The sequence below is a fragment of the Rothia nasisuis genome (assembly GCF_928381405.1).
Lineage (GTDB): Bacteria > Actinomycetota > Actinomycetes > Actinomycetales > Micrococcaceae > Rothia > Rothia nasisuis.
The window spans coordinates 87,537-111,941 of record NZ_CAKMSB010000002.1; the positions used below are offsets into that span (position 1 = coordinate 87,537).

A 24,405-nucleotide genomic window follows, 5' to 3' on the forward strand; every position below is an offset into this window, starting at 1 on the left:
TAGCCAGCAAATAGTCAAGCTGCTGGCTCAGCCCAGGGGGCGAAACAGCCCCTGAACGAGGGAGCGAGTCATATGAGGTAGTAGGCTGACGGTGCTTCATGCCCTCAGGGTAGGACTCTAAAGCTACCAGCGCGAGCTTAAACCCGGTTGTGGATAAGTGGCCCCGCGCTATAACAGTGGTTAGCCCCGTAATCAGGGCCATATCGGTGCAGTAATGACACGTCTATGACGGACTTGTCCACACCCCTTGTTAGCGGAGAGGTACAACTGATAGCGCTAAAAAATAACAGTAGCTAAGGCCCCTAAACCGGCATGAGCCGAAAGAACGGCTGGTAGCGGAGTGAGCTGGGCATCGTGAGCGATGGGGCCAAGGTCTTGCTTGAGCTTCTGGGCCTGCTTGTAGTTGCCTGAGTAATGAATGGCGACAACCTGCCCAGCGCGCTGGAGCAAAGCCGGAGCGTCCCTGTGTTCTAAGGGTGCATCCAAGGGTAGCTCCCCGTATCGGGAGGCACAAGCCTTTTGAGTAATAGCAACCAGGCGTTCTATGGCCTTTGCCGTAGTACGCGGGCGCTCAATGTAATGTAAACGACCGTCAAGCACCGTAGCCACCGGTCGAATCTGGAACATTTGCCCCACCATAGCTAGAGCCGGGCTAACCCGCCCACCCCGTTTCAGCGCGTCCAGGGTAGGGATAAAGAAGTAAAGGTCAGTGGTAGCGCAGAGCTCCTCAGCCAGAGCGATAGCTTTCTCAAGATTATTCTCGTGGGCCAGCAAGCGGTGCAGGCGTACCACCGGCTCCCCCAGCCCCATCGCCAGGTTCAAAGAATCAACCACGGCCACAGGAATATCGACCATATTGGCTGCCACCCGGGCAGCGTCACAGGTACCCGAAAGCTGCCCTGATAAGTGCATAGATACAACGCCGCTATAACCCTGCTCAGCTAGCTGCTCGTAGAGATCAACAAACTGCCCAGGTGACGCCCCCGAGGTCGTCACCTGCTGGCCCTGCACGTGAGCCATGGCGATAGCTTCATCAAGCTGGTCAGCAGACAGAGTATCAAGGTGACGGCCCCCAACCGTAACCGGAAGGTGGGCAACAGCAAAACCACCCTCAGCTTTAAGTGATGCAACGAGGGCAGCTGGTATGGCGGCCGAAGAATCGGTGACCAAAGCTAATGAACGCACCCTATCAACTGTACAGGCCAAAAAGCTCACCTTACCCGTATGACAGCTCCTAAAGATAGGGTGCCCCACCGATTTCTCGGTGGGGCACCCTATTATTCCTTACCCCTGGGGATTTAGATAACGATATTCACCAGTTTGGGTGCTCGCACAATAACTTTGAGGATATCTGCGCCCCCCAGGGCACGCTGCACGGCCTCAGATTCCAGGGCCAGAGTCTCAAGGTCGGCCTCGGAAATATCTTTGGCTACCTCCAAACGATCCTTAACCTTGCCCCTGACCTGAACGATGGCGGTGACGGTATCGTCAATCAGCTGAGCGGGGTCTACGTTGGGCCAGCCTGCGGTGAGCACCGGAGTATCGTGACCGAGCAGGTGCCAGGCGTCCTCAGCAGTGTAGGGGGCGTAAAGGGAAAGCAAAATGGCGATAGCCTCGGCCGCTTCTCGCACGGCAGGGTCTGCTGAACCTGTACCTGAATCAATAGCCTTTCGGGTGGCGTTGACTAGTTCCATGGTTCTGGCAACAGCAACGTTGAACTTGCCGTTTTCAACCAGTGAATCAACATCATGAATAGTGCGGTGTACCAGTTTGTGCAGGGTCGCGTCGCCGGTTGCCCCGTCCGCACCCACCTGACTGGTAACGTCATTGGCTACGCGCCAGGCGCGGGCCAGGAACTTCTGCATACCCGCTGGGGAAACATCTGCCCAGTCAACGTCGTCCTCAGGCGGGGAGGCAAACACCATTACGGTGCGGATAGCGTCAACACCGAACTCATCAAGCTGCTGGCCGAGATCAACACCATTACCTAGAGACTTAGACATAGCCTTGCCCTGATTCAGCACCTGCCCCTGATTCATCAAGGCCTTAAAGGGCTCGGAGTGCTCAATCAGACCCAGGTCACGAATCACTTTGGTGAAAAAGCGAGCGTACAGCAGGTGCAAAATTGCGTGCTCAACGCCACCGACATACATGTCGACCTGGTTCCACTTTTTCATCTGTGCAGGGTCGAAGATTTCCCGGTCATCATGGGGCGAGACGTAGCGCATAAAGTACCAGGAGGAGTCCACGAAGGTGTCCATGGTATCTGAGTCACGCTGAGCGTCTCTGCCGCAGACGGGGCAGGGAACGGTGTTCCACTCGGTGGTTGCAGCAAGGGGTGATTGGCCCCTGGGAGCTAAATCCTCACCGGAAAGGTTATCGGGCAACAGCACGGGCAGCTGGTCCTCGGGCACCAGCTGTTCGCCGTGTTCTTCGCAGTGAATGACGGGAATGGGGCAACCCCAGAAACGCTGGCGGGAAAGGAGCCAGTCGCGCAGGCGGTAGTTGACCTTACCGGTTCCAATACCTTTTTCTTCGAGTATGCCAACCACCTTGGTGATGGCTTCGGTTTTGTTGAGGCCGTTAAGGGGGCCGGAGTTGATATGCAGGCCGTCGCCGGTGGTTGCCACGCCGGTTTCGGCGGGGTCGCCTTCGCCGGTATCAACAACAGTGATGACGGGAATATCGAAGGTACGGGCAAAGTCAAGGTCGCGCTGGTCGTGGGCGGGAACTGCCATGAGGGCACCGGTGCCGTAGTCGGCCAGGGCGTAGTCGGAGGCCCACAGGGGCAGCTTGGCCCCGGTCAGCGGGTTAATGGCGTAACGGCCCAGGAAGACGCCGGTCTTCTCGCGGTCGGTGGACTGGCGGTCGATGTCCGAGAGAACCTTAATCTCTTCACGGTAGGCCTCGAGGGCTTCACGTTGCTCATCGGTCACCAGCTCAAGGGCCAGATTAGCGTCAGCCGCGACAATAAAGAAAGTAGCGCCGTAGAGGGTATCGGGGCGGGTGGTGAAGACGTCCACGGTGGTTGCGGGCTTTTCCTCAGTAGCTTCAACCTGAAAGGTTACTTCTGCACCCTCGGAACGACCAATCCAGTTACGCTGCATAGCCAGAACACGGTCGGGCCAGTGGCCCTCCAGCTCCTTCATGTCATCCAGTAGCTCCTGGGCATAGTCGGTGATTTTGAAGTACCACTGGTTCAGTGACTTTTTAGTGACGGTAGTGCCGCAACGCTCGCAGGCTCCGTTGACGACCTGCTCGTTAGCGAGAACGGTCTGATCTTTGGGGCACCAGTTGACCTGGGAGTACTTACGATAGGCCAGACCCTTCTTATAGAACTGCTGAAAGAGCCACTGGGTCCACCTGTAGTACTCAGGGTCTGAAGTGTGCAAGCGGCGTGACCAATCGACCATGATGCCGTACCGTTTGAATGAGTCCGCCTGGGTTGCGATGTTTTTGTAGGTCCACTCTTTCGGGTGGGTATTGTTTTTGATTGCTGCGTTTTCCGCGGGTAGACCGAAGGAGTCCCAGCCGATGGGGTGCAACACATTAAACCCCTTCTGCTTCCAGAAACGGGCAATAACGTCGCCGATAGCGAAAGCTTCGGCGTGGCCCATGTGTAGATCACCTGAGGGGTAGGGGAACATGTCCGCTACGTAGCGGGTCTCCCTACCTTCTTCGTTGGTGGGTTCGAAGACCTTGGTCTCTTCCCAGTAGGGCTGCCATTTGGCTTCCATAGCTGAAAAGTCCCAGGTGGTTTCGTTCTGTTCGGTAGGCTCTACCTGACCAGTCACGGTGTTTCCTGTCTGTTGCGGTTTTGCTGTAGCCCGGTTTTTGGGCGCGCAAAAGTCAAAACTGTCAATGGTTTGTTCTCTAGTGTACCGTGCCTAGCCTGACTGCGCCCGATGGCCGCTTGGGCTGGCGGAGAGCTAGCGGGTCAAGGCGGTACAGTGGTTGTGTGAAGAAGTTGGATATAAAGCAGCACACCTTGCCCACGCAGGAGTCTGTGTTCGAACCGGTTCCGGCTTGTGTGCCTGCGGGTTCCTTGCGGGAGGGGCTGGTAGGCGGTACACGGAGCCGCTGGTGGGTTTACGGGCAGTCAGATAACCCTGGCACCGCTCCCCTACTTTTAGTGCACGGTTTCAGAGGCGATCATCACGGACTTGAGATTATTGCCTCTGGTCTACAGGAGTTTGAGGTTTATATCCCTGATTTGCCCGGTTTTGGGCGCTCTGAACCGATTCCGGATGCGGAGCATACGGTTTCAACCTACGCTGCCTGGCTGATTGACTTTATTGAAACCGCAGTGGGTAGGCCGGTACACCTGGTCGGTCATTCTTTTGGGTCCATAGTGGTTGCGTACCTGGCGCTGGTTCGCCCGCAACTGGTGGAGCGCTTAACCCTCATTAATCCCATCTGCCAGCCCGCTCTGGAGGGCCAGCAGAAGGTGATGATTCGCCTGGCTGAGTTCTACTACGGGGCAGGGGCTGCCTTGCCTGCTTCTGTGGGATTTGCCCTTCTTCGATCACGCCTGATTACTCGGGTGTCGAGCGAGTTCATGATGAAAACTACCGATCCACAACTACGCACCTTCATCAATGGTCAGCATGACGCCTATTTTGGGGCTTTTGCCTCTCGCGATGCGGTGTTACAAGCCTACCGAGCATCAATTTCTGCAACTGCTGCTGAGTTTGTGGCGGCTCTGCCGCTCCCGGTTCAGATGATTGTGGCTGAGAAGGACGACTTGGGAACGCTTGAGCTTCAACATGAGATGGCTACTTCGCTACAGCACGGACGCCTCGATATAATTCCGCGGGTGGGTCATCTGATTCACTACGAAGCTCCTCTCCGTGCTGCTTCGCTCATTTCTGACTTTCACCGCCAGGAGGGCCCGTGAAACTTTGTGTAGATGCCCGCTATACACGCATTGGTTTCCACGATGGGATTAGCCGTTACACGGCATCCTTGCTGTCAGCCTTAAAAAATCTGATCGACGCCCGTGACCCGCGCCTGCCTGACGGGCTTGAGTTAACGATGGTCATCTCTGATGAGCGCCAGCTGCAGATGCTCCCTGATCTGCCGCACGTGGTAATTTGTTCGCCGACCTCACCCCTGGAGCCCACCGCTGCGTTACAGCTCAATCGCTTTTCACCCGATGTAGTCTTCTCCCCCATGCAGACACTGGGGTTGGGCGGGTTAGGCCGTCGTTTCAAACTGATACTCACCCTGCACGACCTCATTTACTATTCTCACCCAACCCCTCCGGGCTTTCTACCGGCACAGGTGCGCGCGGGGTGGCGGCTTTTTCACACCACCTACACCCCGCAGCGGTATTTGCTCAATTCTGCGGACGCCGTGGCCACAGTCTCGCAGACCACGGCGGAGCTCATGAGAGAGCGCACCCTGACGAAACGGCCCATCACAGTAATTCCCAACGCCCCCCAGCCCGAGGGCTTCGTTTCATCAGCACAGGCTGTGGAGCTGGCCGGTAGCCGCATGAAGGACCTGCTGTACATGGGCTCCTTTATGCCCTACAAGAACGTAGAGACGCTATTGGGAGCTATGAAGTTTCTGCCGGACTACCGCCTGCACCTCCTGTCAAAAATTTCTCCCGCACGCCTGGCAGAGCTTCAACCCCTGGCCGGGGAGAACGTGGTTTTCCATCAGGGGATCAGCGATGAGGACTATCGAAGACTCTTGGGTAGAGCCGCTGCCCTGCTCACTGCCAGCCGAGAGGAAGGCTACGGTCTGCCAGTGGTAGAGGCCCAGTCAGCGGGGTGCCCGGTGATACTCGCTGATATTCCGATTTTCCGGGAAATCGCTCCCAGTGCCCGCTTCGCTGAAACCGATTCACCTTTCGCTTTTGCTCAGGCAGTACGCGATCTTGAAAACCGAGAAGTACAATTACGGGCGATACACGCTGGTTTAGAGGACGCCTCCCGCTACAGCTGGGAAAGTAGCGCCTTGACTCTGGTTGGCCTTGCCAGCTCCCTGACTTCAACGAAAAGTTGAGGTCAGGCTGGGAGCAGTGAAACGTCCAGCCAGCGCCCTTTCGACTATTCCCGGTACTCTAGAGAATATCGAGCCCGTCGCAGCGTATCTGCACGGGTTCGCTTTTTTTCAGGGCAGAGAGTGAGGCTTTAAGGGAGCGTAGATGGTGGGTCAGGGTTGGGCCTTGGGCGTAGGTGAAAAAGATGATGGCACGGTATAGTTGGCCGTCAGCTTCGCCTTCGTAGTAGCCAGTGGGGTCACCCAACGGTACAGGGCCACTGACGCGGGCTCCGTCGGGGATTTCGATGAAGTCAAGATAGGTACGCACAGCACTTTCGCTGCCGGTAATGGCCGCGGTGCGCACGGCTGGTGGCAGGCCTATTTCAGCGCGCTCTTCCATTTCCCAGTGTGCAAATCCGGCGGGATCCCAACGGATGAGAGCTTCGAGCGCGGGTGAGGGCGAGGCCGTGGTCACGACTTGGCCGCCCTGGGCAAAGGGGCGTACGAGGGCGGCGGAGTTGAACCAGCGGCGGAGGGCTGTTTCAGGGGCTCGGAGTGAGTCGAAGTGAAGCATCCGATCTGCGTCAAGCAGAAGGGCGGCGGCGTAGCCCCCTGCTGCAACCGGTTCACCCCCGGGCGTTGCGATGACCAGGGCGGGCTCAGGCCCAACGGTAGTTTTAATGTTTTCGCCGCTGGAGGTAATCACGGGGACGTCAGGAAAAGCGCGGCCAAGTTCTTCGGCAGTGCGGAGAGCTCCTGCTGCACCGGTGCGCCAGCGGTCGTAGCCGCAGTCGAAGCAGTGCCAGTGGTGAGCGAGATGGCCGCACCAGCCGCATTGGGGGGCCGAGCCACCGGCAGGTTGGGTTAGGGGGCCGCGGCAGGTGTCGCACCGGGCTGGCATACGGCAACGTTGGCAGGCTAGGGCAGGTATGTAGCCTGCACGGGCAACCTGGACGAGAACCGGGCCGTGCTTGAGGGCATCTTGGGCAACAGCAAAGGCCTGGTGAGGTATACGTGCGATGGCAGCGAGGGGGTCACGGGCAAGTTGGAAGTTATCTCCGGTAGGCATGATGCGGGGGGTACGGGCACGGAGGGTGGGACGGTCCGGGCCGATGAAAGAGGCCCATCGGGTGCGTACAAGGCGGGCAGCTTCGCTGGAGACCGTGTAGCCCATAAAAAGAGCCGCGGTCTTTTCGCGAGTTGCACGGAGCAATAGCACGTCTCGGGCATGGCAGTAAGGGGCACGCTGTTCAATAAGGGAGAAGTCACCGTCGTCCCAGCAGGCTACCAGCCCAAGGTGAGCTACGGGAGCATAGGCTGCGGAGCGAGTACCGACCACGATCTTAGCCTGCCCGGTAAGTGCCTTGAGGTAGTTGGTGTAGCGTGGGGTCGGCTTATCAGTGGCTGTCAGGCGCACGTAGGTGTCAGCAGGAACAAGAGCGTGGAGGGCGGCACAGAGCCTGTCGAGGCTCTTATGATCGGGTACAACGGCCAGAGCTCCCCTGCCGGTAGAAGCTGTGGCCGCCAGCGCAGCGGCAAGCAGATGTTCCCAAGAGTGCTCGGGGTGAGAAGGCAGTACGGCCATAACGCCCCTAGCTTCAGCTCCTGCTAGGAGATCATCACAGAATTCAGGGCCGCCGGTGTAGTCGTTAAAGTCTGTGAGGTCAGGGCAGATGAGCTCATCTTCCTGTGCGGGGTCAGGTTCTGCGGTGTGAGTACTCGATAGGTAGGGTTCTTCTGCTGAGGCAACCCGGGAGGGTACAGCCAGTCGGAGTACATCGGGCACTAAACCTGCATAGCGGTTGGCTAGGTCGTCTGCCAGCTCGAAAACTTCTGGGCTGACCACGGGCAGGGGCGAGATAACCTTATGTAGAGGTATCAGGCGGGCAGGGGCGTCTGAACGTTCGCTCCGTTCACGCAACCAGCCGTTGACCTCACGGGCACCGAATTTGACACGCACGCGCACGCCCGGCTGGGCCGCTTCGTCGAGTGCGGCGGGTACCGTGTAGTCAAAGAGACGGTCCAGGTGCGGCACATGGGTGTCAATATGCACCCGTGCGATAGGGCGCACCACGCTAGCGTCCTCGGCGGCAGTGGAGCCGACGAGCTTGGGCTCGGGTACAGAGAACCCCTGCAACAGATCGGGTTGCAGGGATTCGGTGGTGGGCTCGCCAGTCATACACCCATTATAGAGAAAACCGGCTTAGAGGCCTACGGCTGCTTTGAGCTCACTGACGCGGTTGGTCTGCTCCCAGGTGAACTCGTGTTCTTCTCGGCCGAAATGGCCGTTGGCTGCTGTTTTAGCATAGATGGGGCGGCGCAGTTCAAGGTCACGAATAATAGCCAGAGGGCGCAAGTCAAAGACTTCACGAATGGCCCGTTCAATCGAGTGAACCTCCACCTTTTCAGTGCCAAAGGTCTCTACGTAGATACCGACCGGAGCGGCCTGACCAATGGCATAGGCAACCTGGACCTCTGCGCGGTCGGCCAGCCCTGCTGCCACAATGTTCTTGGCGACCCAGCGCATAGCGTAGGCTGCAGAGCGGTCGACTTTGGAGGGGTCTTTACCGGAGAAGGCGCCGCCACCGTGGCGAGCCATACCGCCGTAGGTATCAACGATAATCTTGCGACCGGTCAGGCCGGCATCACCTACGGGGCCACCCTGTACGAAGCGGCCTGCGGGGTTAATGATGAACGTGGCCTTCGAGGAATCGAAGTCAACGCTAGCTAGCACAGGCTCAATTACATGCTTCTTGATATCGGCTGCTAGCTGGTCTAGGTCATAATCAGCGGTGTGCTGGGTAGAGACTACTACGGTGTCAATCATGACGGGCTTGAAGTTTTCATCGTAACCCAGGGTGACCTGAGTCTTACCGTCGGGTCGCAGATTCGGAAGCGTGCCGTCCTTGCGTACCTTGGTTAACTGTTCAGCCAGGCGGTGGGCCACATAGATGGGGGCAGGCATCAGCACGTCAGTCTCGTTGGTGGCGTAACCGAACATAATGCCCTGGTCACCGGCACCCTGGCGGTCGAGGTCGTCAGTGGCAGTGCCCTGGCGTGCTTCCAGCGAATTATACACGCCGGAGTTGATGTCGGATGACTGCTCGCCGATGGATACCGAGACACCGCAGAACTCGCCGTCGAACCCGTGGGTTGAGGAGTTATAGCCGATATCGAGAATGGTTTGGCGTACGATGCGAGGGATATCGACGTAGCCTTTGGTAGTTACCTCACCGGCAACGTGAACCTGACCGGTAGTTACTAGAGTCTCAACTGCTACGTTGGAGAGTGGATCAACGGTCAGCAGAGCATCTAGGATTGAATCTGAGATTTGGTCACAGATCTTGTCAGGGTGCCCCTCGGTCACCGATTCTGATGTAAAGAGTCGAAGATGGTTTGTTTCAGTCACTGTTCTAGGGTACTTCTCTCGGTGGCGTGCGGTCTATCAATGGCCGTTTGTTGAGCCGCGTTGCGATGTGACGCAACATGTCTTCAGCTACTCTCGCCTTACTTCCTTCGGTCACCAGAGGGTCTGCACCGTCGGAGGCAAGCAGCGTGATGCGGTTGGTGTCGGTGCCAAACCCCTGGGATTCGCTGACGGTGTTAACGGCCAGCCAGTCGCACCCCTTACGCGCTAGTTTGGTCTTGCCATAGTCTAGCGGGCTACTTGTCTCGTCGCCGGTTTCGGCTGCAAAACCCACGATTGTGTGCGGGGACGCTGCCGGGTTGGACTGGCGGTGTAGTACAGCTTCGCGCAGGATATCGGGGTTACGCACTAGCTTAATGACCGGGTCTGAAGCTGGGTCTTCTGTTTTTTTAATTTTAGAAGTTTCATAGCTAGCTGGGCGAAAGTCCGCGACAGCGGCAGTCATCACCAGAATATCGGTTTCAGCCAGCCGCTCGAAGACTGCCTGCTTAAGATCCTGCGCACTAGATACCCGGGTAACGGCAGTCAACTGACCAGGTAACGGAACCTCAAGGTGGGCGGCGACCACATGCACCTCAGCTCCGAGATCTTGAGCGGCCAAAGCCAAGGCAAGCCCCTGCTTACCGGAGGAGCGGTTACCTAGAAAACGAACCGGATCGAGGGCTTCTCTAGTTCCACCGGCGGTTACTAGCAGGCGTTGCCCTGCCAGTGGCAGGGCGTCGGCCCCGGCGTCCTGCCGGAGCTGATTCATGGGGCTACTCCCCTGTTCCCAGCTCAGAATCTCAAGTGCCTGTGTAAAAATATCTTCGGGTTCAGGGAGGCGGCCTACACCCGAATCAGGGCCGGTCAGCCGGCCAACAGCGGGCTCAATTACGTGATAGCCAAAACCACGCAAAGTCGCCACGTTGGCCCGTGTCGCGGGATGCTCCCACATTTGCGTATGCATAGCGGGGGCAAGGACGACCGGTGCGTGAGTAGTCAGCACCGTAGCAGTCAAAAGGTCGTTGGCCCGGCCCACAGCCAGACGAGCCAGTAGGTCGGCGGTAGCCGGTGCGATAATTACCGCGTCAGCCAGTTCAGCCTGGCGCACATGGTTGACCTCGGGCACCCGCTCGAAGACGTCTACTGATACGGCGTTGCCGCTGAGCGCCTCAAGAGTCGGGGCTCCCACAAATTTCAAAGCTGCCTCGGTGGGGATGGCGATAACCTCGTGACCGGCTTTGCTAAAAAGACGAAGGAGCATCGCTGCCTTATACGCAGCGATGCCCCCTCCAATACCAATAACAACTCGCATGAGTTTAGAGTGCTTTACGCCTGGTCTGCGTCTTCGGCATCAACATACTCGACGTAGGGCTCGTCCATGTAGAAATCACCGCCAGCGAGGAAGGCGCTGGGCTCTTCATCGTGAACCAGGGAGCCGTTTTCATCAAACTGGCCGTCCTGGATGTGGCGGGCTTCAATCAGTCCCTCATTAATTTCGCGCATGGCTACTGAGAGTGACTTCTCGTTGGGCTCTGAATCAACCAGTGGGCCTACATAATCATAGAGATTCTCGTGAAGTTGCGCGTAGTAGGCGTTAATCTGGCGGGCACGGCGAGCACCGAAAATCACCAAACCGTACTTCGACTCAGCTTTTTGAATGAGAGCGTCTGCGCTGGGATTGATGATACCTTCATCGTTGTGTGCGTTGGCCACGTAAGACTCCATGTTTGACTGTGCTTGCTCGCCACCGGCGCTTCCGGCGGCATAAAACTCTACCTAATACTAGCTGTCAACTGTTTCTTTGTCACGCACAAGGGCGGTGGCGCCGGTGACACCGGCCCACCCACCTTGCTACCCCTTGCGGTTATTCAAAAATGCAACAAGGCGCCCCGGGCTCGTGTTTGAACACGAGCCCGGGGCGCCAAGGATAAGAGCCTTTGAACAAGCCTCCCAACAACCGGTCTAGCGATTTATACCCATGAGACGAACAATCTCTTGGGCAGCTTCGTCTACTGTCTGGTTGACTACAGTGTGGTCAAATTCGGGTTCGGCGGCTAGCTCAATCTTTGCGGTATCGAGGCGAGCCTCCTGCTCCTGAGGTGATTCAGTGCCACGGCCAGCAAGCCGTGAGACTAATTCATCCCAGCTCGGTGGTGCCAAGAAGATGAGCTGGGCCTCGGGCATAGCATTGCGTACCTGACGGGCACCCTGCAGGTCAATTTCAAGTAGAACGTGCTTGCCGGCGTCCAGCTGCTTCTGCACCATAGAGCGAATGGTGCCGTACTTATAGGAGTTGTGCACGGTAGCCCATTCCAGCATCTGGCGGTTCTCTACCATTGAGTCAAACTCTTCGTCTGATACGAAGTAGTAGTGGACGCCGTCCTCTTCGCCTGGGCGGGGGTCGCGAGTAGTGGCAGAAACAGAAAACCAAACCTGGGGGTAATGCTCACGGATGTAGGCCGACACAGTGCCCTTACCTACAGCGGTGGGGCCGGCAAGTACGGTGAGCATAGGAGCGGTTGTCTGTTCTGCCATGGTTCTACCCTATCGGTCGAGAAGGTTAATCAAAGCCTTACGCTGGTGGATTCCAAGACCACGCAAACGACGTGAGGCTGCGATGTTAAGTTCGTTCAAGATGTTTTCGGTCCGAACCTCACCCACACCCGGCAGGGAAGTGAGCAGGTCAGTTACCTTAAGTCTAGCGATTGCTTCATCGCTTTCGGAACGCTTGAGAACTTCAGCGATGGTGATTTTCTTGTTCTTCACGGCATCTTTGACTTCAGCGCGGGCAACTCGGGCTTTCTTGGCCTTTTCGCGGGCTGCGGCGCGCTGTTCTTCGGTGAGGGGCTTAAGAGGCATATTTAGATCCTTCTGTGCGAGAAGCCGGGTTCGGCTTGTAATTGAGTAGTGTTGGGAGAACGCACCTGAGGTAAAACAAAGGTTTGCTCACCTCTATTGGGGGGGGGTGTGCGAACTTCTTGCGAACCAACACTTACAAAATAGCATGTCAGAAACAGTTAGGGAAGTATGTTACTGGTGAGTAACCAAATATTTAAAAGAAAATGGTGAGATTCCTCCCAAAACCCCACCATTTTTACCTGAAATTTATGCTTAGAGCGTGGTTACCAGCTGGTCACGTGCCCTTTTTGCTGTGTTACGTACATTACCTACGTGCGGCCCGGCGGAAAGCACTCCGCGAGAGGAATTAACCAGTACCTGGCTCTCGATTCCAGCAAAGACCCGGTGCAGGTCTGCTGCCGTTGCCCCCTGGGCCCCATAACCGGGAGCCAGGATGGGGCCGTTGAAGGTTGATAAATCAATCTCTAGCGCCTTGATCGCATCACCGACCGTTGCGCCAATAACCAAGCCGGTAGGGCCCATGGCCTGCCAGGAGCAGGTCTCATTCTCGATGCGAGCCGCCTCAATAATGGACTTGGCAACAGAGCTGCTCCCACCCACATGCTGAACGCTCTTGCCCTCCGGGTTAGAGGTTAGAGCCAGCACAAAGATGCCCCGATTATTACGGTCTGCCAGGTCCAGGGCCGGGCGCAGGGACTCAAAACCCAGATAGGGGCTGAGGGTTACTGAGTCGGTACCCAAAGGTGAAGTCTCCCCCAGCCAGGCGTCCGCATAGGCGGCCATCGTGGAGCCAATATCGCCGCGCTTGGCGTCGGCAACCACCAGCACGCCAGCGTCCGCAGCATCCCGCTGCAGTTGCTCCAGAGCAGCTAAGCCCGCCGAGCCGTGGCGTTCAAAGAGTGCCACCTGGGGCTTGAGGGCGGCGGCCACCGGGCCGCAGGCTTCAAGCACGGCCGAGGCAAAGGTGCTTAAGGACGCCGCCGCATCGGGTAGCCCCCACGCCTCAAGCAGGGCGGGGTGGGGGTCAATTCCCACGCACAGGGGCCCCTTCTCCCCCATGGCCGCAGCCAGGCGATCACCAAAACCGCGTGACATTAGGCCTCCCGCGCTTCCAGGGCAGCTTCAATTGAAGCACCGTGTTCCTGCAGGCTCATCACATCCCAGCTGTATTCGCGCAGTGCGTTGATACCCTGAACTGCGGCACCGAACTCAGAGACGGTGGTCATCACGGGGCAGCCCACCGAGGTGGCTGCTGCCCGAATTTCATAGCCATCACCGCGAGCCTGACCGCCAGAGGGAGTGTTGAAAATCAGGTCGATGTCGCCATCGCGTATCATGTCGACGATAGAACGCTCCCCCTCCTTGGTCTCTGCAATCTTGGGGACCACCAGCGACTCAACCCCGTTACGGCGTAGCACATCAGCGGTACCGCCGGTGGAGACTATCTCAAAGCCCAGCTGCTGCAACATCTTCACGTAGATAATCGAATTGCGCTTATCGCGGTTGGCAACCGAGACGAAGACCTTGCCCTCGGTCGGCAGCTTGGAACCAGCCGATGCTTCGGCCTTGGCAAAGGCAGTGTCGAAGTGGCGATCCAGGCCCATGACCTCGCCGGTGGAGCGCATTTCTGGGCCGAGCAGGGAGTCAACCACAACGCCCTCAGGGGTGCGGAAGCGGCTAAAGGGCAGCACAGCTTCCTTGACAGCAATAGCGGTCTCAGCGGGCAGAGTGGCGCCATCCATGTTAACAGGCAGGTAGTCTTCGCCCTTGAGATCGGCAAGGGACTTGCCGGTACCAATGAGGGCAGCTGCCTTAGCCAGCTGCACACCGGTTGCCTTAGAGACAAAGGGCACGGTGCGAGAGGCACGGGGGTTAGCCTCAATCACGTAGAGAATCTCTGAAGCTACAGCGAACTGAATGTTAATCAGACCGCGCACGCCCACACCGGCGGCAATCTTGTAGGTCGCCTCCTTGACCTGCTCGATGACATCCGGGCCCAGGGTAATGGGAGGCAGGGTGCAGGCGGAGTCACCCGAGTGAATACCGGCCTCTTCGATGTGCTCCATGACGCCGCCCAGGTAGAGCTCTTCACCGTCAAAGAGGGCATCAACGTCAATTTCAACGGCGTCTTCGAGGAACTTATCAATGAGAGCGGGTTGGGAGGGGGAAACCTCGGTTGCGTTCTCTAGGTAGCGGGCCAGCTGGGCTTCTGAGTAGACAATTTCCATGCCGCGGCCGCCCAGCACGTAAGAGGGGCGTACCAGCACGGGGTAGCCGATCTCGTCCGCAATCTTCTTGGCATTCTCGAAGGTGTAGGCGGTGCCGTTCTTGGGAGAAAGCAAACCAGCTTCTTCGAGCACCCGGGAGAATTCGCCGCGGTCCTCAGCCAGGTCGATCGCCTCGGGTGAGGTACCCAGAATCGGGATACCGGCTACCTTAAGTTCCTGAGCAAGCTTGAGCGGGGTCTGACCACCGAGCTGAACGAAGACGCCCAGCAGGCCACCGGTACGGCGCTCGGCCTCAACAATTTCAAGCACATCTTCTAGGGTGAGGGGCTCAAAATAGAGGCGGGTTGAGATGTCGTAGTCGGTAGATACGGTCTCGGGGTTGCAGTTGACCATCACGGTCTCATAGCCGGCTTCACGCAACACCATGGAGGCGTGAACACAGGAGTAGTCAAATTCGATACCCTGACCGATTCGGTTGGGGCCGGAACCCAGAATCATGATGGAGGGCTTCTCATGGTGGGCTACCTCGTCCTCCTGGTCGTAGGAGGAGTAGTGGTAGGGGGTGAAGGCCTCAAACTCGGCGGCGCAGGTATCAACGGTCTTGAAGACGGGGCGGATGTTCAGGGCGTGGCGGATACCGCGCACTACTGCCTCGTTCATGCCCAGAATCTCACCAATCTGGGCGTCGGAGAAACCGTGACGCTTGGCCAGGCGCAGGGTGCGCTCGTCCAAGGTCTTGGAGGCAGCGATTTCTGCGGCTACCTCGTTGAGTAGCACCAGCTGATCCAGGAACCAGGGGTCGATGGCGGTTGCCTCGTACATCTCTTCAACAGTGGCACCTGCCAGCAGGGCTCGCTGTACCTGGAAGATGCGGTTAGTGGTCGCGGTCTTGGTCTGCTCAATCAGGGCAGCCAGCTGGTCTGCGCCCAGCTCGGGGTTGTCGAAACGGAAGGTTGAGCCCTTCTGCTCCATAGAGCGCATGGCCTTCTGCAGGGCCTCGGTGAAGTTACGGCCCAGGGCCATGGCCTCACCTACTGACTTCATGGTGGTGGTCAGGGTGGGGTCTGCCGCGGGGAACTTTTCAAAGGCAAAGCGGGGTACCTTGACCACAACATAGTCGAGGGTGGGCTCGAAGGAGGCCGGGGTCTTCTGGGTGATATCGTTGGGAATTTCATCCAGAGTGTAGCCCAGGGAGAGCTTGGTAGCGATCTTGGCAATGGGAAAACCGGTTGCCTTAGAGGCCAGAGCGGACGAGCGGGAGACACGGGGGTTCATCTCAATGACGATGACGCGGCCGGTTGCCGGGTCGATAGCGAACTGGATGTTGCAGCCACCGGTATCGACGCCAACTTCGCGAATCACGTTGATAGCGATGTCGCGTAGCTTCTGGTACTCGCGGTCGGTTAGGGTCAGAGCAGGGGCTACGGTGATGGAGTCGCCGGTGTGCACACCTACGGGGTCGAAGTTTTCGATGGAGCAGACGACAACCACGTTGTCGTTCTTATCTCGCATCATTTCCAGTTCGTATTCCTTCCAGCCCAGGATGGATTCTTCGAGCAGAACCTCGCTGGTGGGGCTGTACTGGATACCGGCACCTGCGATGCGGTGCAGGTCTTCTTCGTTGTAGGCCATACCCGAGCCCAGGCCGCCCATAGTGAAGGAGGGGCGCACTACCATGGGGTAGCCCAGTTCCTTGGCGGCTTCGAGGGCTTCGTCCATGGTGTGGACGATGACGGAGCGGGCAGACTCGCCACCGGCACGTTCGACAACCCCCTTGAAGGCCTCGCGGTCTTCGCCCAGGTTGATGGCTTCGATGTTGGCACCGATCAGCTCAACCCCGTATCTATCGAGAATGCCCTGCTCATCGAGGGCGATAGCGGCGTTGAGGGCGGTCTGACCACCGAGGGTGGGCAGAATGGCGTCCGGCTTTTCCTTGGCGATAATCTTTTCGATGACCTCGGGGGTAATCGGTTCGATGTAGGTGGCATCGGCAAACTCGGGGTCGGTCATGATAGTGGCCGGGTTGGAGTTGACCAGAATAACGCGCACGCCTTCTTCCTTGAGCACGCGTAGGGCCTGGGTGCCCGAGTAGTCGAATTCGGCGGCCTGACCAATGACAATCGGGCCGGAACCTATGACGAGAATTGAGTTGAGATCGTTACGCTTGGGCATGGTTCGGTGTCCTTAGTTCTTCTTCTCGAGCATGAGGTCGATGAAACGGTCAAAGAGGTAGGCAGCGTCATGAGGTCCTGCGGCTGCCTCGGGGTGGTACTGCACGGAGAAAGCAGGAATATCAAGGCAGCGCAGCCCCTCGACTACCCGGTCGTTGAGTCCTACGTGGGAAACTTCGACGCGACCGAATTCAGCATTGGGTGCGGTGACGGCTCCATCAAGGGGGGCGTCTACGGCGAAGCCGTGGTTCTGGGCGGTGATTTCTACCTTGCCTGTGGTGCGGTCCATGACGGGCTGGTTGATGCCGCGGTGACCGAAAGGCAGCTTGTAGGTGCCAAATCCCAGTGCCCGGCCCAGTAGCTGGTTGCCAAAGCAGATGCCGAAGAAGGGGGTGCCGGTACGCAGCACTGACCGGAGTAGCTGAACCTGGTCGTCCGCAGTCGCGGGGTCGCCGGGCCCGTTGGAGAAGAAGACCCCGTCGGGGTTCAGGGCGGTGATGTCCTCCAAGGCGGCGGTTGCGGGCAGTACGTGCACGCGGACGCCGCGCTCGGCAAAGCGCTTAGGAGTCATGGCCTTGATGCCCAGGTCGAGGGCAACTAGGGTGGCTTTAATCTCTCCCTCCCACCCATGGTCAGCAGGCTCTACAACGTAGGCTTCCTCGATAGACACCGAGTCAGCTAGCTTCTGGCCCTTCATTTCTGCTGAGGCCTGGACTTTTGCTACGAGTTCAGCTACAGGAAGTTCAGCCTCAGCGCCGGTGAAGATGCCGGCACGCATGGCACCGGCGCTACGCAGGTGGCGGGTAAGGGCGCGGGTGTCGATACCCTGAATGCCAACAATCCCCTGTTCGACCAGTTCGTCATCGAGTGAACGCTCAGAACGCCAGTTAGAGGGGCGGCGGGCGGCATCACGTACAGCATAACCGGCAACCCAAATTTTGCGGGACTCGGCGTCCTCGTCATTTACCCCGGTATTACCGATGTGGGGCGCAGTCTGCACGACAATCTGACCGGCATAGGAGGGGTCTGTCAGAGTTTCCTGGTAACCGGTCATACCGGTGGAGAAAACCGCTTCGCCCAGGGTACAGCCACGAGCTCCGTAGCTTTCACCGCGATAGTAGGTGCCATCTTCAAGGACCAGGATGGCGGCATTCTGGGTAGAGTCTAGGTGGAACAATTCACACACTTCCTGTGGGTTGGTTCGCCGGTGAACCGGCGGAAAACTTAGGGGTGGGCTGGTAGCTGGTCAGCTGCGGCGGGTGCTATGTGGTGAAGGGCTTGAGTGAGGGACGCCTTGTCGGCAGCGAACTGGGTGCGGAAGCCGGTATCGACCGGGGTGCCTGCCAGCGACCATGTGACGACCACCAGGCCGTCCTTTTCTACGAACTTGCCACTCATACCGGCTTCGGTGCGCACAGCAAGAATATCGGTAGCGGGAATAAAGACGTCTTCGGCCCCATCACGGGCAATAATGGCAGCGTCGTCAAAGATGAAGAAGGTGCCAGTGGCCTTCACGCCCAGGGTATGGGTGGCGATGCGATCGAGCCAGTCTCCCATAGCGGTGGTGGCAATATACACACCTGGAACGGCCAGGGCTGACTCGGCATCCTCATACTGATTCGGAACCGGTGCCAGCTCCCCCACCCCTGCCTGACGGGTTTGGCGGCCACGCCAGCCCCTGCGCATAGCCCAGAAAATCAGGACGCAGAGCAGAGCAAGAATCAGGGTGGGTATCAGCTTGTCAGTCACGGGTTTCTCCTACCAGACGTGAGAGGTTTAGGACCGGTTTACGGGGGTGTTGAGTTTGCCGTCAAGCACTGTTGGGTGGCCGCCAAAGAAGGTAGCCACGACCGAACCGGGTACTTCGAGGCCTCGGTAGGGGTTATTCTTGCCCTTGGTGGCCTGAGTGGCAGGGTCGATGACGCGGACGGCTGAGGGATCAACCAGCACCAGGTGGGCGGGTTCGCCCTCTTCGAGCGGCCGCCCCTGATCAGCTGCCAACCCAATCTCGGCGGGCCTGGTGCTCATGATGCGCGCAACATCAGACCAGGTGATGTACCCGGTATCGACCAGGGTCTTCTGAACGATGGACAGAGCCTGCTCCAGACCGGTCATACCGTTGGCTGCACAGGCCCACTCGCAGTCTTTAGATTCAGCGGGATGGGGTGCATGGTCGGTACCGATAATGTCGATGATGCCGTCAGCAACAGCCTGGCGCAGAGCCAGCACGTCCTCCTCGGTGCGCAGGGGCGGGTTGACCTTATACACGGGGTCATAGGTGCGTACCAGCTCATCGGTCAGGAGCAGGTGATGAGGGGTTACCTCAGCAGTCACCTCGATACCGCGCTCCTTAGCCCAGCGCACAATCTCAACCGACCCCTTGGTAGACAAGTGGCAGATGTGCAGGCGGGAGCCAACGTGCTCGGCCAGCAGAACGTCGCGGGCGATAATAGACTCCTCGGCTACTGCGGGCCAGCCAGCTAGGCCCAGCTCAGCCGATACCCTGCCCTCATTCATCTGAGCGCCCTCGGTCAGGCGGGGCTCCTGAGCGTGCTGGGCAATGACGCCTTTGAAGGTCTTCACGTATTCGAGGGCCCGGCGCATGAGGGCCGGGTCCCAGACACACATACCATCGTCAGAGAAGACACGCACCTGGGCGCGAGACTCCGCCATAGCACCAATCTCACTCAACCGCTCCCCCGCCAGGCCAACAGTCACAGCGCCAATGGGCTGCACCTTGACCCAGCCAGAATTCTTACCCAGCTCGTAGACCTGTTCCACCACACCTGCTGTATCTGCCACAGGGTTAGAGTTAGCCATCGCAAAGACTGCGGTGTAGCCGCCCAGGGCCGCCGCCCGGGTACCGGTTTCAACGGTCTCGGCATCTTCTTGACCGGGCTCGCGCAGGTGGGTGTGCAGATCAACCAACCCAGGCAAAGCGATTAGCCCTCCAGCCTCGATGACCTGTGCGGTGTCGTCCTGGAGGTTCTCACCAACCTGCGCAATAAGCCCAGCGCTAATCAGGATATCGGCGGTTTTCTCGCCCAGCAGTGAGGCGCCCTTGATGAGGTACGCAGTTTCAGTCATGTTCTTCTCTTTCATCGCTTAGATGCCGGGGTAAAAGTCGGCGGCAGAACCACCGGTCATGAGCAGGTAAAGCACAGCCATACGCACAGAGACACCGTTAGTGACCTGGCGCAGTACCCAGGAGCGGGGTGAGTCAGCAGCCTCAGCACAAATCTCGAGGCCTCGGTTCATCGGGCCCGGGTGCAAAATTGCGGTTTCGTGGCCCGCTGTATCAAGGGCGGAAAAACGCTCGGGCGTCAGCCCCCACAGGCGAGAGTATTCCTGAGATGACGGGAAAAAGGCTGAGTTCATGCGCTCCTTTTGAATACGGAGCATCATCACCGCATCCACACCAGACTCGATGGCATCATCAAGACTGTAGTAGACCTCAGCAGGCCAGTGTGCAATGTCAACGGGTAGCAGGGTGGGAGGAGCAACAAACTTTACAGCGGCCCCCAGGGTATGAAGTAACCAAAGGTTTGAACGCGCCACACGGGAGTGCAGAATATCCCCCACGATTGCCACACGCATACCTTCAAGGGTGAGCCCCCGGGTCGCTACGCCCTCGACCTGAGCCTTGAACTGGCGCAGAGTCATGGCATCCAGCAGGGCCTGGGTTGGGTGGGCATGGGTACCATCACCAGCGTTGAGTACGGGAACATCAATCCAGGCGGTTTCTGCCAACCGTTGCGGAGCGCCCGAAGCCGAATGCCGAATGACGACAGCGTCGGCGTTAATAGCGGCCAAAGTCTGAGCGGTGTCTTTCAGCGACTCACCCTTTGATACCGAAGAACCCTTGGCTGAAAAGTTAATAATGTCGGCTGACAAGCGCTTTTCTGCGGCTTCAAAGGAAAGCCTCGTGCGGGTGGAGTCTTCAAAGAAGAGGTTGACCACGGTACGGCCCTGCAGTACGGGTAGCTTCTTAACCTCGCGCCTGCCAACCTCGCCCATATAGTCGGCGGTGTCAAGAATGTTGAGGGCATCGCCCAGGGTCAGGTCTTTAGTGTCAAGTAAATGGCGCACGGAACTACTCCCCCGATTGCTGGTCGGTGATCTGGGCTGTCGCGTGTTCGGCTTGGGCAATGATGACGCGATCGCTGACCCCGTCAATGGATTCAAGGAGAACTTTGACTGCCTCGTCAGAGCTCGTGGGGAGGTTTTTACCCACATGATCTGCCCTGATGGGAAGTTGTCGGTGCCCCCGGTCAACCAAAACCGCAAGGCGGACTACAGCCGGGCGTCCGTAATCTTTCAGGGCGTCGAGGGCCGAACGAATCGTACGCCCGGAGTAAAGAACGTCGTCAACCAGTACGACTCTTTTGCCTTCCAGACCGGATGCCGGCAGGCGGGTGGGTTCGGGGGTTCGCCCGGGCTTAGTGCGTAGGTCATCCCGGTACATGGTGATATCAAGCTGCCCGAGAGAAAAAGCTGGGTCAAAGTCTGAGTCAGTCTGGGCAATCTTTGCCGCTAGACGCTGCGCTAAAGGAAAACCACGGCGCGGAATACCGAGAAGAACCAGGCCCTGGCTACCCTTGTTAGCCTCTAGAATTTCGTGGGCAATACGGGTAAGCGCACGCTCGATATCGGCTGCTTCGAGAATAGTCCGCTGGGTCGCATCTGATGCGCTGGGTGTGGGTACACCGGTGGTATCGGTCATATGCCGGCCTCCTTTCCCGCCTCACAGGACGGACTTAAAGGTTGCTGTCACCACACAATTTACCACGTCCACCCTCACGACGGCTAAATTTGAGACACATTTCAGTAGGTACCATCTAAGTCAGAAAAACCCACCTAGTTGGTGGGTTTTTCTGACTTAGATGGTACCTATGGGTCTAGGCCAGCAGGGTCGGCTTGACCTGACGCAGACGGTCGAGCAGGCCGTTGACGAACTTGGGTGAGTCACCCGTTGACAGCAGCCGAACCAGCCCGGTGGCTTCTGAAATAGCTACCGCATCAGGAATCTCGTCGTTAAAAAGTAGCTCCCAGGCACCTAAGCGCAGGGCAACGCGATCAACGGAGGGCATGCGATCCATAGTCCAGTCCTGGGCATATGTTTCTATGTACTCTCGAATCTCTTCATCATGGTCACGCACTCCACGAACAATCTGCTCAGAATAGAGGGAAATCTGCGCGGCAGTGTAGGCACGGCGACGAACCAGAACGTCGATGATATCGTCGCCCCGCTGATCTGCCTCAAACAGAACTTCGAGGGCGCGAAGTCGAGCTTTAGTTCTTGAATTCACGGTGCTTAGTCGTTGACGCGGCCGAGGTAGTCGCCTGTGCGGGTATCGACCTTGACCCTGGTGCCGGTCTCAAGGAAAAGGGGAACCTGAATTTCGGCGCCGGTTTCAACGGTCGCTGGCTTGGTTCCGCCTGTGGAGCGATCACCCTGCAGGCCGGGTTCGGTGTAGGTGATTTCGAGGACGACAGAGGCAGGTAGCTCGATGTAGAGGGGTGAACCTTCGTGCATGGCGATGGTTGCGGTCTGATTTTCGAGCATGTATTTGGCGGCATCACCGACGGTGACCTCAGATACATTAATCTGGTCGTAGGTCTTCATATCCATAAAGACATAGTCGGTGCCGTCCTGGTAGAGGTACTGGTAGTCGGAGCGGTCGACGGTTGCGGTCTCAACCTTAGCGCCTGCGTTGAAGGTCTTATCGACGACCTTACCGGAGGTGACGTTGCGCAGCTTGGTGCGCACAAAAGCACCGCCCTTACCGGGCTTGACATGCTGAAATTCAATGACAGACCAGAGATTTCCGTCAATCTTGAGTACGACACCGTTCTTGATATCTGCGGTAGTAGCCAACAGACTCTCCTCTAAAAAAAAATTTAAGTTTTCAATAATCGTTGCGGGGCTTCCCGCGATAAACCGTAGACAAGTCTACCGTGTGCTCCACGCCTTTGCGGGGTTTCTTGGTGAGACTCACACGAGATATTGGGAGGACGGCTTTCGCCGAAGGGTTAGGCGGCGATCTCTTGGTAGGTCATAAAGAGAATAGAGTCATCGGGTACCTCATAGATGCGGGGGCGGCCGACGCCTTCGAGCACAACGAACCGGAGCATATTGCCGCGAGCTTTTTTGTCACGGCGCATGGTTTCAAGCAGCTTGGGCCAGCGGTCTGCGGGGTAGGACGTGGGCAGGTCCAGGGCGGCGCAAATGGTGCGGGTTCGCTCAACAGTGGCCTCGTCCAGGTAGCCAGCGGCCAAAGAAAGCTCCGCTGCGAAAACCATGCCCACAGCAACAGCGGCACCGTGTCGCCACTGGTAGCGCTCTGCGTGTTCGATAGCGTGGCCCAGAGTATGGCCGTAGTTGAGGAACTCTCGGCGGCCTGACTCCTTGAGGTCTTCTGAGACGACCTTAGCCTTAACACGGATGGACCTTTCAATCAGTTCACGCACCACGTCAGACTGAGAATCACGAATCTCGCCAGGTTTAGCCTCCAGCAGGTCAAGAATGACCGGGTCGGCAATAAAGCCGCATTTAATCACCTCGGCCATACCGGTCAACAGCTCATTGAGAGGCAGGGTACGTAACACACCCAGTTCGCACAGCACAGCGGCGGGCGGGTGGAAGGCCCCCACCAGATTCTTGCCCTCGGCGGTATTGATACCGGTTTTACCACCCACAGCCGCATCGACCATACCCAGCAGGGTGGTGGGGACGTGAATGACGCGGACGCCGCGCAACCAGGTGGCTGCTACAAAGCCTGCGAGGTCGGTGACGGCGCCGCCGCCTACAGCGATGATAGCGTCGGTGCGGGTGAAGTCGTTTTGGCCCAGCACCTGCCAGCAGAAGGCTGCGACCTGAATATGTTTACCTTCTTCAGCATCCGGAATTTCAGCCGAAAAGGCATCAAACCCCGCAGTGCGCATCTGGTCCATAACCAGCTCACCGGTCGAACGCAGGGCCCGGGGATGAATCACGAGAATCCGCTGGGTGCGTGGCCCGAGTATGCCGGGGATTTCACCGAGCAAATTATGGCCAACTAAAACGTCGTAGTTCTCAGAAGGCTGATTGCCGGTGACGGAAATGACGGTGGTTGGGGCTTCGCTCATGCCGTCTCCTTGCGACTGTTGATGATGAAGTTCTGAATTTCTGCGGCCATATCTGCGATACCGCGGCCACCGCAAGCATCTAGGGTATAGCTGGCGAGCTCTTCGTAGCGGTGGCGGCGGGCCTCGAAAATCTGGGTCCATTTTTCAATTGGGTTGGGTTGCAGCAGGGGCCGGGTCTTGCTGTTTTGAATGCGAGGTGCCACGGTTTCAGCGTCAACCTTAATGTAGATAACGGTTTCGGCGGCCAGCATATCAGCGACGGCCGGGGTCATAGGCGCTCCCCCTCCCAGGGAGAAAATGGTGTTGCGGCGGGAGGGCGAGGTGAGCACGTCCTTGATAATCTCCGCCTCAATGCGTCTAAACTCGGCTTCACCGTAGTCAACGAAAAGCTGCGATACCTCACCGTATTTCTCGACGATGAGATAGTCAGAGTCGAGGAATTCGTAGCCGTAGAAGCGCGCCAGATGCGTACCTATGTAGGATTTACCCGCTGCCATAGGGCCGATAATCACGACCGGGCGAGATTTTTCGATATAGGTTTCTTGCACCTCGCGCACCTGGTTGGGCGCGAGCGCCTCGGTCATGTCGATCGCGCGGTCACGTGATCGGTTGGGCATCT

General features: G+C 58.0%; 21 protein-coding genes. 2 read left to right on the plus strand and 19 right to left on the minus strand.

Going from position 1 to position 24,405, the window contains the following annotated elements; genetic code table 11:
• Positions 1–276 precede the first annotated feature (276 nt).
• Positions 277–1,206 (minus strand): DegV family protein, encoded by a 930-nt coding sequence (locus L6966_RS01900; protein ID WP_237223902.1) that lies wholly within the window; start codon positions 1,204–1,206, stop codon positions 277–279.
• 92 nt (positions 1,207–1,298) lie between these two features.
• On the minus strand, positions 1,299–3,737 hold the full coding sequence (gene leuS, locus L6966_RS01905) for a leucine--tRNA ligase (protein ID WP_237224051.1): 2,439 nt from the start codon (positions 3,735–3,737) through the stop codon (positions 1,299–1,301).
• Between the two features lie 269 nt (positions 3,738–4,006).
• Here leuS and L6966_RS01910 point away from each other — a divergent pair, with 269 nt between their 5' ends.
• A complete protein-coding gene (locus L6966_RS01910) occupies positions 4,007–4,897 on the plus strand; it encodes an alpha/beta fold hydrolase (protein WP_237223903.1) in 891 nt (296 codons plus the stop codon).
• Entirely contained in the window at positions 4,894–6,012 is a 1,119-nt protein-coding gene (locus L6966_RS01915; RefSeq protein WP_237223905.1) for a glycosyltransferase family 4 protein, read from the plus strand. Before L6966_RS01910 ends, L6966_RS01915 begins: the two co-directional genes overlap by 4 nt.
• Before the next feature lie 58 nt (positions 6,013–6,070).
• Here the strand turns inward: L6966_RS01915 and L6966_RS01920 are convergent, their stop codons facing one another.
• The 17 genes from L6966_RS01920 to L6966_RS02000 all read right to left on the minus strand — a co-directional run bounded on the left by L6966_RS01920 (position 6,071) and on the right by L6966_RS02000 (position 24,403).
• On the minus strand, positions 6,071–8,170 hold the full coding sequence (locus L6966_RS01920; RefSeq protein WP_237223907.1) for a primosomal protein N': 2,100 nt from the start codon (positions 8,168–8,170) through the stop codon (positions 6,071–6,073).
• Between the two features lie 24 nt (positions 8,171–8,194).
• Complete coding sequence (gene metK, locus L6966_RS01925; RefSeq protein WP_083091070.1) at positions 8,195–9,400, minus strand: methionine adenosyltransferase; 1,206 nt, start codon at positions 9,398–9,400, stop codon at positions 8,195–8,197.
• 4 nt (positions 9,401–9,404) lie between these two features.
• On the minus strand, positions 9,405–10,712 hold the full coding sequence (coaBC, locus tag L6966_RS01930; RefSeq protein WP_237223909.1) for a bifunctional phosphopantothenoylcysteine decarboxylase/phosphopantothenate--cysteine ligase CoaBC: 1,308 nt from the start codon (positions 10,710–10,712) through the stop codon (positions 9,405–9,407).
• 14 nt (positions 10,713–10,726) lie between these two features.
• Entirely contained in the window at positions 10,727–11,113 is a 387-nt protein-coding gene (rpoZ, locus tag L6966_RS01935) for a DNA-directed RNA polymerase subunit omega (RefSeq protein ID WP_336603620.1), read from the minus strand.
• 249 nt (positions 11,114–11,362) lie between these two features.
• Positions 11,363–11,935 (minus strand): guanylate kinase, encoded by a 573-nt coding sequence (gmk, locus tag L6966_RS01940; protein ID WP_083091073.1) that lies wholly within the window; start codon positions 11,933–11,935, stop codon positions 11,363–11,365.
• Positions 11,936–11,944: 9 nt separating this feature from the next.
• Positions 11,945–12,259, minus strand: a complete 315-nt coding sequence (mihF, locus tag L6966_RS01945) for an integration host factor, actinobacterial type (protein WP_083091074.1) — start codon at positions 12,257–12,259, stop codon at positions 11,945–11,947.
• Positions 12,260–12,511: 252 nt separating this feature from the next.
• Entirely contained in the window at positions 12,512–13,354 is an 843-nt protein-coding gene (gene pyrF, locus L6966_RS01950; RefSeq protein WP_237223910.1) for an orotidine-5'-phosphate decarboxylase, read from the minus strand.
• On the minus strand, positions 13,354–16,659 hold the full coding sequence (carB, locus tag L6966_RS01955; RefSeq protein ID WP_237223912.1) for a carbamoyl-phosphate synthase large subunit: 3,306 nt from the start codon (positions 16,657–16,659) through the stop codon (positions 13,354–13,356). The genes pyrF and carB overlap by 1 nt, the downstream gene beginning before the upstream one ends.
• A gap of 12 nt (positions 16,660–16,671) precedes the next feature.
• The gene (gene carA / locus L6966_RS01960; RefSeq protein ID WP_237232789.1) at positions 16,672–17,835 is read right to left on the minus strand and encodes a glutamine-hydrolyzing carbamoyl-phosphate synthase small subunit; all 1,164 of its coding nucleotides are present in this window, start codon (positions 17,833–17,835) and stop codon (positions 16,672–16,674) included.
• A 47-nt stretch (positions 17,836–17,882) separates the two neighbouring features.
• Positions 17,883–18,407 carry a PH-like domain-containing protein gene (locus L6966_RS01965; RefSeq protein WP_083091078.1) on the minus strand — a complete coding sequence of 175 codons (525 nt, stop codon included), beginning with the start codon at positions 18,405–18,407 and terminating at the stop codon, positions 17,883–17,885.
• 27 nt (positions 18,408–18,434) lie between these two features.
• A complete protein-coding gene (locus tag L6966_RS01970; protein ID WP_083091079.1) occupies positions 18,435–19,745 on the minus strand; it encodes a dihydroorotase in 1,311 nt (436 codons plus the stop codon).
• 18 nt (positions 19,746–19,763) lie between these two features.
• The gene (locus L6966_RS01975) at positions 19,764–20,747 is read right to left on the minus strand and encodes an aspartate carbamoyltransferase catalytic subunit (protein WP_237223915.1); all 984 of its coding nucleotides are present in this window, start codon (positions 20,745–20,747) and stop codon (positions 19,764–19,766) included.
• A 4-nt stretch (positions 20,748–20,751) separates the two neighbouring features.
• Complete coding sequence (gene pyrR / locus L6966_RS01980) at positions 20,752–21,381, minus strand: bifunctional pyr operon transcriptional regulator/uracil phosphoribosyltransferase PyrR (RefSeq protein WP_237223917.1); 630 nt, start codon at positions 21,379–21,381, stop codon at positions 20,752–20,754.
• Between the two features lie 175 nt (positions 21,382–21,556).
• Complete coding sequence (gene nusB, locus L6966_RS01985) at positions 21,557–21,967, minus strand: transcription antitermination factor NusB (RefSeq protein ID WP_083091082.1); 411 nt, start codon at positions 21,965–21,967, stop codon at positions 21,557–21,559.
• 5 nt (positions 21,968–21,972) lie between these two features.
• Positions 21,973–22,536: an elongation factor P gene (efp, locus tag L6966_RS01990; RefSeq protein WP_083091083.1), complete on the minus strand. Its 564-nt coding sequence runs from the start codon at positions 22,534–22,536 to the stop codon at positions 21,973–21,975.
• Positions 22,537–22,691: 155 nt separating this feature from the next.
• Positions 22,692–23,786, minus strand: a complete 1,095-nt coding sequence (gene aroB, locus L6966_RS01995; protein WP_083091084.1) for a 3-dehydroquinate synthase — start codon at positions 23,784–23,786, stop codon at positions 22,692–22,694.
• The gene (locus tag L6966_RS02000) at positions 23,783–24,403 is read right to left on the minus strand and encodes a shikimate kinase (RefSeq protein ID WP_083091085.1); all 621 of its coding nucleotides are present in this window, start codon (positions 24,401–24,403) and stop codon (positions 23,783–23,785) included. The genes aroB and L6966_RS02000 overlap by 4 nt, the downstream gene beginning before the upstream one ends.
• Positions 24,404–24,405 lie beyond the last annotated feature (2 nt).

What these genes read in the sequence shown, in the direction of transcription:
- mihF (WP_083091074.1), bottom strand. Translation starts at nt 12,259, where the DNA reads ATGCCTCTTAAGCCCCTCACCGAAGAACAGCGCGCCGCAGCCCGCGAA.
- coaBC (WP_237223909.1), bottom strand. Translation starts at nt 10,712, where the DNA reads ATGCGAGTTGTTATTGGTATTGGAGGGGGCATCGCTGCGTATAAGGCA.
- L6966_RS01970 (WP_083091079.1), bottom strand. Translation starts at nt 19,745, where the DNA reads ATGACTGAAACTGCGTACCTCATCAAGGGCGCCTCACTGCTGGGCGAG.
- L6966_RS02000 (WP_083091085.1), bottom strand. Translation starts at nt 24,403, where the DNA reads ATGCCCAACCGATCACGTGACCGCGCGATCGACATGACCGAGGCGCTC.
- leuS (WP_237224051.1), bottom strand. Translation starts at nt 3,737, where the DNA reads ATGGAAGCCAAATGGCAGCCCTACTGGGAAGAGACCAAGGTCTTCGAA.
- aroB (WP_083091084.1), bottom strand. Translation starts at nt 23,786, where the DNA reads ATGAGCGAAGCCCCAACCACCGTCATTTCCGTCACCGGCAATCAGCCT.
- carB (WP_237223912.1), bottom strand. Translation starts at nt 16,659, where the DNA reads ATGCCCAAGCGTAACGATCTCAACTCAATTCTCGTCATAGGTTCCGGC.
- pyrR (WP_237223917.1), bottom strand. Translation starts at nt 21,381, where the DNA reads ATGACCGATACCACCGGTGTACCCACACCCAGCGCATCAGATGCGACC.
- pyrF (WP_237223910.1), bottom strand. Translation starts at nt 13,354, where the DNA reads ATGTCACGCGGTTTTGGTGATCGCCTGGCTGCGGCCATGGGGGAGAAG.
- L6966_RS01920 (WP_237223907.1), bottom strand. Translation starts at nt 8,170, where the DNA reads ATGACTGGCGAGCCCACCACCGAATCCCTGCAACCCGATCTGTTGCAG.
- gmk (WP_083091073.1), bottom strand. Translation starts at nt 11,935, where the DNA reads ATGGCAGAACAGACAACCGCTCCTATGCTCACCGTACTTGCCGGCCCC.